Origin of the sequence: Pseudomonas sp. RSB 5.4 (assembly GCF_037126175.1) — a bacterium.
Classification (GTDB): Bacteria; Pseudomonadota; Gammaproteobacteria; order Pseudomonadales; family Pseudomonadaceae; genus Aquipseudomonas; species Aquipseudomonas fluorescens_H.
On record NZ_CP146986.1, the window covers coordinates 2,281,507 to 2,294,215 of the forward strand.

Consider the following 12,709-nt stretch of genomic DNA (forward strand, 5'->3'; position numbering starts at 1 on the left):
ACCTCTCAGTGGGCATGCAGCGGGGCGAAGTGCTCCGCGAAAGCATCAGGGCTGTAACCGGCGGCATTGAACAGGTAGCTGCGCGACTCTTCCGTGGCCCGGTTCAGTTGTTCGCGATCCACGCCCAGCACCACACCCGCCTGTTTGCGAATGCGCCCGGCGATGATCACGGTGTCGATATCGCCACGTTCGGCGGCATGCACCACCGTACCCAGCGCGTTGTTCGACGGGTAGACGCTGAGGTTGTCAGTGCGGATCAACACAATGTCGGCCTGCTTGCCCGGAGTGATGCTGCCAATGCGCGTCTCGAGTCCGGCACACGCCGCGCCATCAAGGGTGGCGGCTTTGAGCAGTTGCGCGGCGCTGACCAGTTCCGGCGCTGGTTGACCATGGAAACGCGCACTGTGCGCAGCCGCCCGTTGCAGGTAAAACGCCACACGCATTTCACCGAACATGTCGCCGCCGTAAGAGCTTTCGTTGTCGACGCTCAGGCCCGGGCGCAGGCCGTGATCGACAGCTTTCTGCCAGGCGAACACGCCGTCTTCGAGCCCGTAGTGCGCGTCGGAGCGCGGGCAGACGTTCACCTTGACCCCGGCGTGGCGCAGGATCGACCAACCGTGATCCGGCAGGCAGGTGCAGTGGTTGAAAATATTGTCCGGGCCCAGCAGGCCCTCTTCGTGCAGCGCATCCAGCTCCGCCGCCATACCGGCGCCGAAGAATTCGGTGACGATATTCAGGCCCAGTTCGCGGGCGACTGCCCATTGTTCGCGGTCGAGTTGCGCCATCATCGCCAGGGTCACCAGCGAGTCGGGCGAACCGGCGTACTTGTCTTTGATACGGCGCAGATCGCCCGGCCACTGCGTGGACTCCCACTCCCCGGACAACGGCGCGCCCGGGGCATGCACCGCGCGGATGCCAGCGTCGTGCAAGGCATCGATAGCCGCATCCGAATGCGCGCCGCTGCGGGCGTTGTGTGAGTTATCGATGATGGTGGTGATGCCGGCGTTGATCGCACCCAGCGCGGTCAGCAGGTTGCCGACGTACATGTCTTGCGGACGGTAGTATTTGGCAAAGGAAAAATGCGTGGCGTTGCAGTAGTCTTCAAGCGTCGGCGAGTTCGGGTTGATCCGGCGCAACTGACCTTCCCACGCGTGGCGATGGGTATCGACCATGCCGGGAATCACGATCATGCCTTTGGCATCGATGACTTCAGCGTCGGGAGCATTGAGGCCTACGCCGACCTCGACGATTTCCGTGCCACGAATCAGCACATCGCCTTCGATGAAATTGCCCAGGCGTTCGTCCTGGGTGACCAGGGTTCCGCCCTTGATCAGCAGCAAGCGGTGAGCATCGGGCAACGGTTTGAGCGCGGAAGTCAAAACATCGAAATGAGCATTGAAAGACATGGTGGGCTCCAGGGTGACGGTCGGCGCATTGGCCTGTAGTCGCATTGTCTGACCCGGAAGCTTTATTTAGAATGCCAAAACATCTACAAACATTGTGAAGCTGGGCATACATAATGCGCGACCAAGAGTTTGGCCATCTCAGGGCATTTTTTGCCGTCGCCCGCGAGCGCAATTTCTCCCGCGCCGCCCAAGCGCTGGGGGTTTCAGCGTCGGCACTGAGCCAGACCATCAAGGGTCTGGAAGAGCGTCTGGGGGTACGCCTCCTCAATCGCACCACGCGCAGCGTGTCTACCACCGAGGCCGGGAGTAAATTGTTCGAACGCCTGGGCGAGATCTTTGCCGATCTGGACGCAGCGCTGGAACAACTCAACGACTACCGCGACACACCGGTCGGCACCCTGCGCATCTGCGCGCCGCAGGTAGCGATGCTGCACTTCATCCAACCGATCCTGCCGGCATTTCAAGCGACCTACCCGGACATCAAACTCGAACTGACCACCGACGACAGCACCGCCGACATCGTTGCCCAAGGCTACGACGCGGCGATTCGTCTGGGTGAGTTCATCGAACAAGACATGGTCGCGCTCAAACTCAGCGAACCGCTGACGCAGATCGCCATCGCCTCGCCCGACTACCTGCAAGGCAAACGTCGCCCGCACGAGCCGGCCGACTTGCTGGATCACCGCTGCGTAAACTGGCGGCGTTCCGGGGAATCCGGGCTGTACAAGTGGCGGTTTTTCCGCGATGGCATGCCGTTCGAATTGAGCGTGAAAGGTTCTCTGGTGGTCAGTGACTGCGCCGTTGCCATGCAATCGGCGCTGGATGGGCTGGGTATCACGGTGTGGATCCGTGAGTGGATCAAGGACGAACTCGACAGCGGTGCACTGGTGGCGCTGCTGGAAGAGTGGTCGACACCCTTCCCCGCGTTCTACCTGTATTACCCGAGCAATCGCCAGATGTCGTCAGCGTTGCAAGCCTTTATCGGCGCCCTGCGCAAGGCGCACTAGGCGACGCTTGCCCCGCTCAGGTTCGGGCGTTCTTCACGACCGCCATAGAACATGGCCTTGGCGCCAATCGTCAGCAACGACAGCAGCGCAAACAGCAACCCGCACCAGATCGTGCCCGGCAGGCCCCAGGTGTCGATAAACACCCCACCGATCCACGAACCGAGGGCGATCCCGGCATTGGCCGCCGATACATACAGGCTGGTGGCGAACGAATGCGCCTCGGGCGCGGCGCTGGTCAGCCACATCTGGGTGATGATCATGCCGCTGGTGTGAATTGCGCCCCACAGCAGCACGATAAGCAGCATCGAGCTTAGCGACGCGCTGCCAAACAGCGCCAGAATCAGGTAGGCGATGCTCAACAGAATCGGAAACAGCAACGCAGTCGCCACCAGATGCGTGGCCAGTGCGCGCCCGGCCAACAGGTTGCCCAGCACCCCGCCGACACCGAAGATCACCAACAGGAAACTGATGGTTTCACCGTCCAGGCCGGTCTGGTTTTTCAGGTATTCGGCGGCGTAGCTGTACACCGCGAATTTGGTGGTGAACACCAGCACCGTGGCGATGATCGCCAGCCACACCGGCGGCTTTTTCAGGATCGACAGCTGACTTGCGAAGCTCTCCGGCGCAGCGGTCTGCCGAGGCAACTTGAGCAGCAATCCGAGCCCGGCGAGCAACGTCGCGACGGCGCAGAACAGAATCGACGCCTCATACGAAAACCGCCCGGCGACCCATGCGGTAATCGGCACACCGAACACCAGTCCGAGGGTGGTACCGATGAAGGCGACCGTGGTCGCGTGGGTCGCACGCTCCCTGGGGTACAGCGAAATCGCCGCAGCAAACGCCGCCGAGAAAAACACTGGGTGCAACATCGCCGGGACAATGCGCAGCGCCATCAACGTCGAATAGTTCGGCGCATAGGCCGACAGCACGCTGCTCACGGAAAAACACAGCAACGCACCGACCAGCACTTTCTTGCGGTCGAACCGCGAGAACACCAGCACCAGAAACGGCCCGGACAGCGCGACGATGAACGCGAACAGGCTCATCAGCAAACCGGCCTGGGCGACACTGACGCCGAAGCGCTCGACGATCAGCGGCAGTATGCCGACCACGCCGAGTTCCAGGGTGTACAGCCCGAACAGGCCCAGAATGATGAAGGGCATGACGGACATGGGATGGGGGGAACGGTTCATAAACACTCATCACATCAGGAAAGAAAATCTACCGAACAACACAAAACCCTGTGGGAGCGGGCTTGCCCGCGAATGCGGTGGGTCAGCGACAGTGTTGCCGACTGACCCTCCCTCTTCGCGGGCAAGCCCGCTCCCACAGTTGAGATGTGTCGCACTCAGGCCTTATTGAAATCGACCACAACCTTGCCGAACGCCCCGCGATTGAGATGGGCGAACGCTTCGGTCACCTGATCGAAGGCATAGGTCGCATCGATCACCGGTTTGATCCCGTGGTGATCGATCATCCGCACCATGTCCTCCAGCGCCCGACGCGGGCCGACGGCCACCGCAACGATTGAGGCGCGGCTGCCGAGCAGCGGCATGATCGGCGTGCGCAACTCGTCAGAATCGAGCAGGCCGATGATCGACACCCGACCTCCAGGCACCACTGCCTGCAGAGAGCGCCCGAGGTTGTCGCCGCCGGCCATCTCCAGAATGTGATCGGCGCCGCGCCCGTCGGTCAGTTCCAGCACAGCGGTGTGCCAGTCCGGGGTGGTGCTGCGGTTGATGCCATGAGTGGCGCCCAGAGCGATGGCTTGGGCGATCTTGTCGTCGCTGCTGCTGGTGACGATGACGTTGGCGCCACTGGCCGCCGCCAGTTGCACGGCAAACAGCGAAACCCCGCCAGTGCCTTGCACCACCACGGTTTGCCCGGCGTGCAGATGCCCCAGTTCGATCAACGCCATCCACGCGGTCAGTGCGGCGATCGGCAGTGTGCTGGCCTCGACTGCACTGAGGTTTTTCGGCGCGCGCACGCACCAGTCGGCCGGCGTGGCAACGTACTGCGCCAACATGCCGGGAATCGGCCCACCCTGGGTCGGCATCTCGGCCCATGTTTTCGGATTGCCGTCGATCCAGTTGCTAATGTAGGTGGAGATGACTTTGTCGCCACTCTGAAAGCGCGTGACGCCCTCGCCGACCGCGACCACGGTACCGGCCATGTCCGAGGCTGGCGTGAAGGGGAATTTCAACGCTGCGGTCATGCCGTTTTCCGCGACTTGGGTATCACGGTAATTAAGCGAAACCGCATCGATCTTGACCAGGATTTCTCCGGCTTTCGGGGTTGGTCGCGGGGCCTGGACCTGGCTGAGGTTGGCGAGGCCAAACGCGGAAATTTCCCAGCGCTGCATAATGTCGGACATGGCGATAATCTCGGTAGAGGACTGTGGCGCCGATGATAGAAGCCATGCCCCTGGCTGATTAAGTGGGTCGCCACTCCGTTATATACGGACGTTTTGTTCCGCAATGACTAAGGTAAATTGAACCCCACCGGTGAAATCGAGAATCGTGATGGACAGCCTTAATGCGTTGAATGTGTTTGTGTCGGTGGCGGAAACTCGCAGCTTTGTCGCCAGTGGGCGCCTGCTTGGCGTGTCGGCTTCGGCAATTGGCAAAAGCATCGTGCGCCTGGAAGAACGCTTTGGCGTGCGCCTGTTCAATCGCAGCACGCGCAGCATCACGCTGACCGAGGACGGCACGCGGTTTCTCGAACGCAGTTTGCGCATCCTTGCCGAGATCGAAGCAGCGGAAATGGAGTTTTCCCAGACCAACGCCGACCCGCGCGGGCGTCTGAAGATCAGTTTGCCGCTGGTGGGCGAGCCGTTTTTACCGGTGCTGGCACGGTTCAAGAAAACCTACCCGACGGTGGATCTCGACCTGACGTTCGATGACCGCCGGGTCGATGTGATCGAGGAAGGCTACGACGCGGTGTTGCGGGCCGGAGATGTCCCGGATTCCAGCCTGACCTCGCGCCTGATCGGCAGCTACCGGATGATTCTGGTGGGGGCGCCGCCCTACTTTCAGGCCCATGGCGTACCGCAGCAAGCCACCGATCTGCTCAGTCATTCGTGTATTCAGTTTCGCTTTCCCAACACCGGCAAGCTGCAGGTCTGGCCGTTGCGCGAAGCCGGCCAGGAAGTCGATCTGCAGGTGCCGACCTCGATGGTCTGCAACAACCTCGAAGCGCGGATCTGCTTTGCCCTGCAAGGCCTGGGCATCGCCTATCTACCGGACTTCTGCGTCAGCGAGGCCTTGGCCGATGGGCGCTTGCAACGGATTTTGCCCGACTGCGCAGAGACCGGCGTCTACCGGATCATGTGGCCCTCGGGCAAGCATCCACAGCTGAAACTGCGGGTGTTCATCGACTTCCTCAAGGAGCATCTGTTTCCGCAGCAGACGCCGGCTTAGCCAATCAACGCTATCAACTGATACCGCTGCGCATCGGTCAACATCGGCCCGAACCCGGCGCCGGCGTTGTCGGCCATATAGCGCGGATTGCCGGTGCCGGGGATCACGCAAGTCACCGCCGGATGCGAAAGCAGATATTTCAGCGCCAGTTGCGGCCAACTGTTGACCTGCACATCCGATACCCAGCCCGGCAGCGGCTTGCCCTTGAGCCGTGTCAGCAAGCCGCCGCCACCGAACGGCCGATTACAGATCACCGCCACCCCGCGCTCGCGGCACAACGGCAGAATGCGTTTCTCCACACCACGGTCATCGAGGGCGTAGTTGATTTGCAGGAAATCCAGTTGTTCGGCGCCGAGCACTGCCTCGACTTCTTCATAGGCCGACGGCGTGTAATGGGTGATGCCGATGTAGCGAATGCGTCCCTGCGCTTTCCATTCGCGCAGGGTCGGCAGATGGCTTTGCCAGTCCAGCAGGTTGTGAATCTGCATCAGGTCGATGCGTTCGGTGCGCAACAGGCTGAAGGATTGCTCCATCTGCGCGATGCCCTCCTTGCGCCCGCGCGTCCACACCTTGGTCGCCAGAAATGCCGGCGAGCGTGGTTCGTGGATCGACAACAGCTCGCCAGTGGTTTGCTCGGCGCGGCCATACATCGGCGAGCTGTCGATCAGCGTGCCGCCCTTTTTGAACAGTTCATCGAGCACCGCCGGCAGTTGTTTATAGGCGGGGTCGCCGGGCGCAACATCGAAGCCGCGGTACGTGCCCAGGCCCACCATTGGCAACAGCTCGGAGCTTGAAGGGATGGCGCGGGTCTGCATGGTCTGGTCTCCTGCCGTGCTGGGCGAAGTGGCCGGCGGCGGCGTGGCGGTGTCCAACGCCCGGTCAAAGGTGAAGACCGCCGAAACCCCGGCAGCCAGTGTGAGCAACCGGCGACGGGAGCAACCCTCAGTGTGGCTCATGCTGGTTCCCCTGCTGCGTGAAGCTGTTGCACGTTGTGTGCGACGCCTGCCCGTCCACTGCGCTGGACTACACTGCGACAGCGAACACCCGCGCCCGGTTAAAGTTAGTCGAATGTCCAGAAAACTGATGTCACTCGTCGCCTTGCTCATCGCCCTCTACCTGCTGCTGTGCGGGGCGCTGTTCGTATTTCAGCGCTCGCTGATCTATTTCCCCCAGCCGGACAGTGCCGTGACTACGGCAGATTCGCGGTTGAAACTGACGATGCCGGATGCCGATGTGTGGGTAGCCACGCGCGCGCACGTCGGGCCGAAGGCACTGATCTACTTTGGCGGCAATGCCGAGGACGTGTCACGCAATCTGCCGTCGTTCAGCGAGGCCTTTCCCGACTACGCGCTGTTTTTGCTGAACTATCGGGGTTTCGGTGGCAGCAGCGGCTCGCCCTCGGAGGAAGCGATCGCCGAAGATGCGTTGGCACTGTTCGATCAGGTGTACGCCAGCCATCCGCAGATTGCCGTGATCGGCCGCAGCCTGGGTTCGGGGGTGGCGGTGCGCCTAGCGAGTCAGCGCCCGGCGAAACAACTGATTCTGGTGACGCCGTACAACAGCCTTGAAGACATCGCCGTCCGCCAATATCCATGGATGCCGGTGAAGTGGCTGCTGAAGGATCGCTTCGAGTCGGGCCGCTATGCCGCGCACATTCGCGTGCCGACGTTGCTGTTGGCGGCCAGTGATGACGAGGTGATACCACGGGACAGCACGCAGCGACTGCTACAGAGTTTCCCCAAAGGCGTGGCGACGCTGCGGGTGGTACCGGATGCGGGGCACAACTCGATTTCCGAGCGGACGCAGTATCTGCAGTGGATGAAGGATGTGCTTGATCGCTGATAGCCGGTTATTGCGTTGTTTGGACAGGTCCTTCGCGAGCAAGTCCGCTCCTACAGTGGTTAAGCATCAACCGGACAAAATGTGGCAGCGGGCTTGCTCGCGAAGAGGCCAGTGGAGACGACATCGATTATTTGGGTCGGCGCACTGCCCGCACCCGCCCACTTCCGCCGCCACCGCAATAAAACCGCTCACCGCCATCCGCCTCCAGCCCCGACACGCCAATCCCGGCGGGCATTTTCAGGCTTTCCAGCACCTCGCCATTCTCTGGATCAACCCGGCGCAACTCACTTTCATCACCCTCCCACGTGCCATGCCACAAAGCCCCGTCAACCCAGGTCACCCCGGTGACAAAACGGTCTGATGTCAGGGTGCGCAGGATCTCGCCAGTGTCCGGGTCAACCTGATAGATCTTGCGCTCACGGTATTGGCCGATCCACAGCGAGCCCTCGGCCCAGGCCATCCCCGAATCGCTACCCGCGCCCGGTGCGGGAATCGTGTTGAGAATGTGCCCGGTCGCAGGGTCGATTTTCTGGATGCGGCTGTCGGCGATCTGGAACAGATGCCTGCCGTCGAACGCGGTACCGGCGTCGGCGCCGATCTTGATCGTGCGCACGGTTTCGCCGCTGGCCGGATCCAGCGCATTGAGCTGGCCGTCGCTGGCGAACCACACTTGCTGGCCGTCGAAGGTCACGCCGTGGACACGTTCGACGCCGTCGAACGGGCCGTATTCACGAAGGATTTCTGCGTTTGCCTGTTTCATGCTGCCTTCCTCGCTGGTGGATGAGTCCAGCCTAGCCATTGCCCAGCGACACAGGGAGTAACAAGATCGTCGCGAAACCCGGCACCGGCGGCATCGTCCAGCGCCGTGCACGGCCAACGCCGAACGCCTGCACCCGATCCGTCTCAGCCAGACTTTCCAACGCTCTCTGCACCTGCCGCTGGCTGCAACACAAAGCCAACGCCAGCGCCGAACTCGACCAGGCTTCACCATCGGCAAGCAAGGCCAGCAGCGCAGCGTGTTTGTCCTCGACGGGCAAGGTGAGCAACGCCACATCGGCGGCGACCAAAGCATAACCGCGCGCTGTCGCGACGATCCGCGCCAGTGGCTGCAAAGCCGAACGCAAGCGACCGATCTCCACTCGCAGGCGTGCGCGATGGGATTCGTCGCTCAGCTTCAAGCGAAATGCCTGGGCGATCAGCGCCGCTCTCGACACGTCCGCCGGCCACGCCTGAGCCAGCATCCGCAGCAGACTGAACAGCACCGGCCGCGTCGCCAACGCAACCGTCATCCCCGCGCCGCGCACGCTGTAGCGACAGGCATCGACCACCAGCGTCGGCGAGGCAAACAAAGCCTCAACCTGCGCAAGCGTCACGGCCTGCGACTGACCGCCCATGCTCAGTCGCGCGGCGGGTGCTTCAAGCATCTGCTCGGCGTGTTCGACTTCCGCCGTCAGTGCCGGAATCGCGGCCTGCTGCGCCGCCACAGCGGCTCGAGCCAACGCCGCACCTGCAGCGTGGGCCTGCACCTGACGCAACGCGATGCCCGCTGTCAGCAATTCATGAACAGCCCGCAGCGCTGGCGGCAACGGCGCGGGATCAAGCTCGGCGAGCAACCTCTGCGCCGCATCGAGCTGGCCGATCAGCAGCAGGCGGCGAATCTGCAAATACCGCGCGTGCGCCGCATTCAGCTGATCGCCATGATCGAGCAAAACCTGCCGCGCCACCTCAAGCGCGTTCTCCGGCCAGCTCAGATCGCGCGCCGCCAACGCCACTTCGGCCTCGGCCACTATGCAGCGCGCCCGGGACAACGGCTCGTTGGCGCCGAACGCCTTGACCGCCCGCTGCAGCAACACCTTGGCCCGGGACAAATCACCGAGTTGGGCCATGGCGATGCCGCGCAGTGCCAGCGCGGGCGGGTCTTCGCGCAGGGCGACGAACTTCAGTGCGGCCAGCGGATCACCCGCCACGAGCGCCCGGCCAGCGGCAGTGATCAACGAATCCATGACAGATCAGGCACGGTGAGATTCCCGGAGTTGGATATCCCGGTTTAGTCCAGTTCGCGGGTAGGCACCAGTGCGGTGTGATGCGAGAGATTACAGCGCAGAGGAAACAAGCGCGCCCTTCGACAAGAAAGGGCGCTGGAGGCTGGTATGGAACGGCTGGGGGTCAGACCGGAGAAATCGTCGCAAGCATTCCGATCAGAATGGTCAAAGTCAGAAACCCACCCAGGAAAATCGCCATCTTGTTCATGCTGCTCTCCTCAATACTGAGCTGGCGGTGCACCGGGCGCTTCGGGATGAAGGACTGCCGCGAGTGACCGAACTGCCGGGCTATTCTGAGCGCCTGACTGAACCGGTTACAGAGGCAGATCCAACAGAAAAATACGGATCAGATACCCATCTGATCCGCTCCGGCCATGGTCTGGTATTCAGATCGACGCACAACGGTTCGTGATCCGCCGCTTTGAACTAGAGTGAGTGCCGTCGCGCGAAGAACAACAATCCCAGGAGTGGTCAATGTCCGAACTGAACCTGCACCCCAACGCCGCCGAATCCCTGAAGCACTGGCACGAGATGATCCGCACCGGCAACCTCAAGGCCTTGCCCGAACTGCTCGATCCGGACGCGGTATTCCGCTCGCCGATGGCCCACTCGCCCTACCCCGGCGCGCCAGTGGTGACGATGATCCTCAACACTGTGTTCAACGTCTTTGAAGACTTCAAATACCACCGCGAACTGGCGACTGCCGATGGTTTGAATGTGGTGCTGGAGTTCAGCGCCAAAGTAGGGTCGAAAGAGCTCAAGGGCATCGACATGATTCGCTTTGATGAGAGCGGGAAGATTGTCGAGTTCGAGGTGATGGTGCGGCCGTTGAGCGGGTTGCAGGCGTTGGGGGAAGAGATGGGGCGGCGGCTTGGCGCGTATTTGGCAAACGCGAAATCTGTGTAGGAGCTGCCGAAGGGGGTTTGTGGCACAAAAAAGCCCACTGACCGTTATCGGCTCAGTGGGCTTTTGCGTATCTGGCGTCTAGTTACAGAGCCATGTCACGTGCAGCATTTTCCTTCGGTGCGTCAGCTTTTTCAGCTGCAGGTGCAGCTGGAGCAGCCGCCTGACCGATTACCGGAGGCGTTGGCAGTTCGAGGATCTTGGCGGTGTATGCCCACTCTTGTGCCACTTTGGCCGGATCGCTGTTCAGCTGGGTGCCGTAGCTTGGCACGATCTGGTGCAGCTTGGCTTGCCACTCAGGGGTGGCGACTTTGTCTTTGAAGACTTTCTGCAGCACGCTCAGCATGATCGGTGCAGCGGTCGACGCGCCTGGCGATGCGCCCAGCAGGCCGGCGATGGAGCCGTCTTGTGCAGCAACGATTTCGGTGCCCAGTTTCAGCACGCCGCCAGCGGCTTCATCACGCTTGATGATTTGCACGCGTTGGCCGGCTTGCCACAGGCGCCAATCTTCGGCTTTGGCGTTCGGGAAGTATTCCTTCAGCGCGTTCATGCGGTCTTCATCCGACAGCATCAGTTGACCGGCCAGGTACTCGACCAGCGGGTATTCCTTGATGCCGACCTTGGTCATAGGCCAGATGTTGTGGGTGGTGGTGCTGGTCAGCAGGTCCAGGTACGAGCCTTCTTTGAGGAACTTGGTGCTGAAGGTCGCGAATGGGCCAAACAGGATGACGCGCTTGCCGTCCAGGACACGGGTGTCCAGGTGCGGAACCGACATCGGCGGTGCGCCAACCGAAGCTTTACCGTAGGCCTTGGCCAGGTGCTGCTCGGCGATGGCCGGGTTGTCGGTTACCAGGAACGAACCACCCACCGGGAAGCCAGCGTATTCCTTGGCTTCAGGAATGCCCGACTTCTGCAGCAGGTGCAGAGCGCCGCCGCCAGCGCCGATGAACACGAACTTGGCGTCGGTTTCGGTCTTGGTGCCGTCTTTCAGGTTTTTGTAGCTGACGCGCCAGGTGCCGTCGGCGTTCTTGGTGATGTCTTCGACTTCACTGGACAGCTTCAGGTCGAAGTTAGGCTTGGTCTGCAGGTAACCGGCGAACTGGCGGGTGATTTCGCCGAAGTTCATGTCGGTACCCAGCGGGCTCCAGGTGGCCGCGATTTTCTGGTTCGGGTCACGCCCTTCCATCATCAGCGGGACCCACTTCTTGATCACAGCCGGGTCTTCGGAGTACTGCATACCGGCGAACAGCGGGCTCGCTTGCAGGGCTTCGTAGCGCTTTTTCAGGAACTTGATGTTGTCATCGCCCCACACGAAGCTCATGTGCGGAGTGGTGTTGATGAACGAGCGAGGGTTCTTCAGAACGCCTTGCTGAACCTGCCAGGCCCAGAACTGACGCGACACCTGGAACGCTTCGTTGATCTCGACGGCTTTCGGGATCGTAACGTTGCCCTTGTCGTCTTCCGGGGTGTAGTTCAGCTCAGCCAGGGCGGAGTGACCAGTACCGGCGTTGTTCCAGCCGTTGGAGCTTTCCAGGGCGACGCCGTCCAGGCGCTCGACCATTTCCATCGACCAGCTTGGCTCCAGCTCATTGATCCACACACCCAGGGTGGTGCTCATGATGCCGCCGCCGATCAGCAGTACATCTACTTTCTTCGCTTCTGCGGCATTGGCGGAAGACATCCCCATCGCCAAAGCCAGCCCCAGCAAGGCCGTGTTCACTTTCTTAAACATCTGTTGCACCTATGATAAAACGCCTTCCGCCCGCCGCTGTTGTACGTGTGGGAGCCTTTTTCGCGACACTCAGGCCAGGGTCGCGAGCACCTTCACACTGCAATTTTGACGGGTGGGCACACAAGGCCGACGGACTGCATCGACCTCAGTTAATGTCCCTTCTGAACTGACTTCTTATCATTATTGGCTTCAGCTACTTGAGCGACAGGGATTCCGTCAGCCCACCCCAAGGGCAGGCAGACTGAATTAGGTCAAACCAAGTTGGCGCGAAGAATATCACGTCAGGGCAAACCCGCGCGTCTGTTCCCGACTTGAGAGTCTTTTTCCGCTCTGGGCTTTATCGGCCGGCCTGGGCGGA

General features: G+C 61.4%; 12 protein-coding genes. 5 read left to right on the forward strand and 7 right to left on the reverse strand.

The window, feature by feature from the left end; genetic code table 11:
• Positions 1–5: 5 nt before the first annotated feature.
• Entirely contained in the window at positions 6–1,406 is a 1,401-nt protein-coding gene (locus tag V9L13_RS10115; RefSeq protein ID WP_338802403.1) for an amidohydrolase family protein, read from the reverse strand.
• A gap of 113 nt (positions 1,407–1,519) precedes the next feature.
• Here V9L13_RS10115 and V9L13_RS10120 point away from each other — a divergent pair, with 113 nt between their 5' ends.
• Positions 1,520–2,413: a LysR family transcriptional regulator gene (locus V9L13_RS10120; protein ID WP_262141544.1), complete on the forward strand. Its 894-nt coding sequence runs from the start codon at positions 1,520–1,522 to the stop codon at positions 2,411–2,413.
• Here the strand turns inward: V9L13_RS10120 and V9L13_RS10125 are convergent.
• Entirely contained in the window at positions 2,410–3,606 is a 1,197-nt protein-coding gene (locus V9L13_RS10125) for an MFS transporter (protein ID WP_338802404.1), read from the reverse strand. The two genes, V9L13_RS10120 and V9L13_RS10125, sit on opposite strands and share 4 nt — an antisense overlap.
• Positions 3,607–3,761: 155 nt before the next feature.
• Positions 3,762–4,787 carry an NAD(P)-dependent alcohol dehydrogenase gene (locus V9L13_RS10130; RefSeq protein ID WP_338802405.1) on the reverse strand — a complete coding sequence of 342 codons (1,026 nt, stop codon included), beginning with the start codon at positions 4,785–4,787 and terminating at the stop codon, positions 3,762–3,764.
• Between the two features lie 148 nt (positions 4,788–4,935).
• On the opposite strand from V9L13_RS10130, the gene V9L13_RS10135 reads away from it, so the two are divergent.
• Positions 4,936–5,832, forward strand: coding sequence for a LysR family transcriptional regulator (locus tag V9L13_RS10135; RefSeq protein ID WP_338802406.1), 897 nt, complete (start codon positions 4,936–4,938; stop codon positions 5,830–5,832).
• Here the strand turns inward: V9L13_RS10135 and V9L13_RS10140 are convergent.
• Positions 5,829–6,788 (reverse strand): aldo/keto reductase, encoded by a 960-nt coding sequence (locus V9L13_RS10140; protein WP_338802407.1) that lies wholly within the window; start codon positions 6,786–6,788, stop codon positions 5,829–5,831. The two genes, V9L13_RS10135 and V9L13_RS10140, sit on opposite strands and share 4 nt — an antisense overlap.
• Before the next feature lie 112 nt (positions 6,789–6,900).
• On the opposite strand from V9L13_RS10140, the gene V9L13_RS10145 reads away from it, so the two are divergent.
• A complete protein-coding gene (locus tag V9L13_RS10145) occupies positions 6,901–7,674 on the forward strand; it encodes an alpha/beta fold hydrolase (RefSeq protein ID WP_338802408.1) in 774 nt (257 codons plus the stop codon).
• A 127-nt stretch (positions 7,675–7,801) separates the two neighbouring features.
• On the opposite strand, the gene V9L13_RS10150 is transcribed toward V9L13_RS10145, so the two are convergent.
• Positions 7,802–8,434 carry a PQQ-binding-like beta-propeller repeat protein gene (locus V9L13_RS10150; RefSeq protein ID WP_338802409.1) on the reverse strand — a complete coding sequence of 211 codons (633 nt, stop codon included), beginning with the start codon at positions 8,432–8,434 and terminating at the stop codon, positions 7,802–7,804.
• Between the two features lie 31 nt (positions 8,435–8,465).
• A complete protein-coding gene (locus V9L13_RS10155) occupies positions 8,466–9,677 on the reverse strand; it encodes a helix-turn-helix domain-containing protein (protein WP_338802410.1) in 1,212 nt (403 codons plus the stop codon).
• Between the two features lie 310 nt (positions 9,678–9,987).
• Between V9L13_RS10155 and V9L13_RS10160 the strand changes: the two genes are divergently transcribed.
• Together V9L13_RS10160 and V9L13_RS10165 are read left to right on the forward strand one after the other, a co-directional pair.
• Complete coding sequence (locus V9L13_RS10160; RefSeq protein ID WP_338802411.1) at positions 9,988–10,128, forward strand: hypothetical protein; 141 nt, start codon at positions 9,988–9,990, stop codon at positions 10,126–10,128.
• A 62-nt stretch (positions 10,129–10,190) separates the two neighbouring features.
• A complete protein-coding gene (locus tag V9L13_RS10165; RefSeq protein WP_262141551.1) occupies positions 10,191–10,622 on the forward strand; it encodes a nuclear transport factor 2 family protein in 432 nt (143 codons plus the stop codon).
• A gap of 82 nt (positions 10,623–10,704) precedes the next feature.
• On the opposite strand, the gene mqo is transcribed toward V9L13_RS10165, so the two are convergent.
• On the reverse strand, positions 10,705–12,351 hold the full coding sequence (gene mqo / locus V9L13_RS10170; protein WP_338802412.1) for a malate dehydrogenase (quinone): 1,647 nt from the start codon (positions 12,349–12,351) through the stop codon (positions 10,705–10,707).
• Positions 12,352–12,709 lie beyond the last annotated feature (358 nt).

What these genes read in the sequence shown, in the direction of transcription:
- mqo (WP_338802412.1), bottom strand. Translation starts at nt 12,351, where the DNA reads ATGTTTAAGAAAGTGAACACGGCCTTGCTGGGGCTGGCTTTGGCGATG.
- V9L13_RS10145 (WP_338802408.1), top strand. Translation starts at nt 6,901, where the DNA reads ATGTCCAGAAAACTGATGTCACTCGTCGCCTTGCTCATCGCCCTCTAC.
- V9L13_RS10155 (WP_338802410.1), bottom strand. Translation starts at nt 9,677, where the DNA reads ATGGATTCGTTGATCACTGCCGCTGGCCGGGCGCTCGTGGCGGGTGAT.
- V9L13_RS10150 (WP_338802409.1), bottom strand. Translation starts at nt 8,434, where the DNA reads ATGAAACAGGCAAACGCAGAAATCCTTCGTGAATACGGCCCGTTCGAC.
- V9L13_RS10135 (WP_338802406.1), top strand. Translation starts at nt 4,936, where the DNA reads ATGGACAGCCTTAATGCGTTGAATGTGTTTGTGTCGGTGGCGGAAACT.
- V9L13_RS10125 (WP_338802404.1), bottom strand. Translation starts at nt 3,606, where the DNA reads ATGAACCGTTCCCCCCATCCCATGTCCGTCATGCCCTTCATCATTCTG.
- V9L13_RS10115 (WP_338802403.1), bottom strand. Translation starts at nt 1,406, where the DNA reads ATGTCTTTCAATGCTCATTTCGATGTTTTGACTTCCGCGCTCAAACCG.
- V9L13_RS10165 (WP_262141551.1), top strand. Translation starts at nt 10,191, where the DNA reads ATGTCCGAACTGAACCTGCACCCCAACGCCGCCGAATCCCTGAAGCAC.
- V9L13_RS10120 (WP_262141544.1), top strand. Translation starts at nt 1,520, where the DNA reads ATGCGCGACCAAGAGTTTGGCCATCTCAGGGCATTTTTTGCCGTCGCC.
- V9L13_RS10130 (WP_338802405.1), bottom strand. Translation starts at nt 4,787, where the DNA reads ATGTCCGACATTATGCAGCGCTGGGAAATTTCCGCGTTTGGCCTCGCC.
- V9L13_RS10140 (WP_338802407.1), bottom strand. Translation starts at nt 6,788, where the DNA reads ATGAGCCACACTGAGGGTTGCTCCCGTCGCCGGTTGCTCACACTGGCT.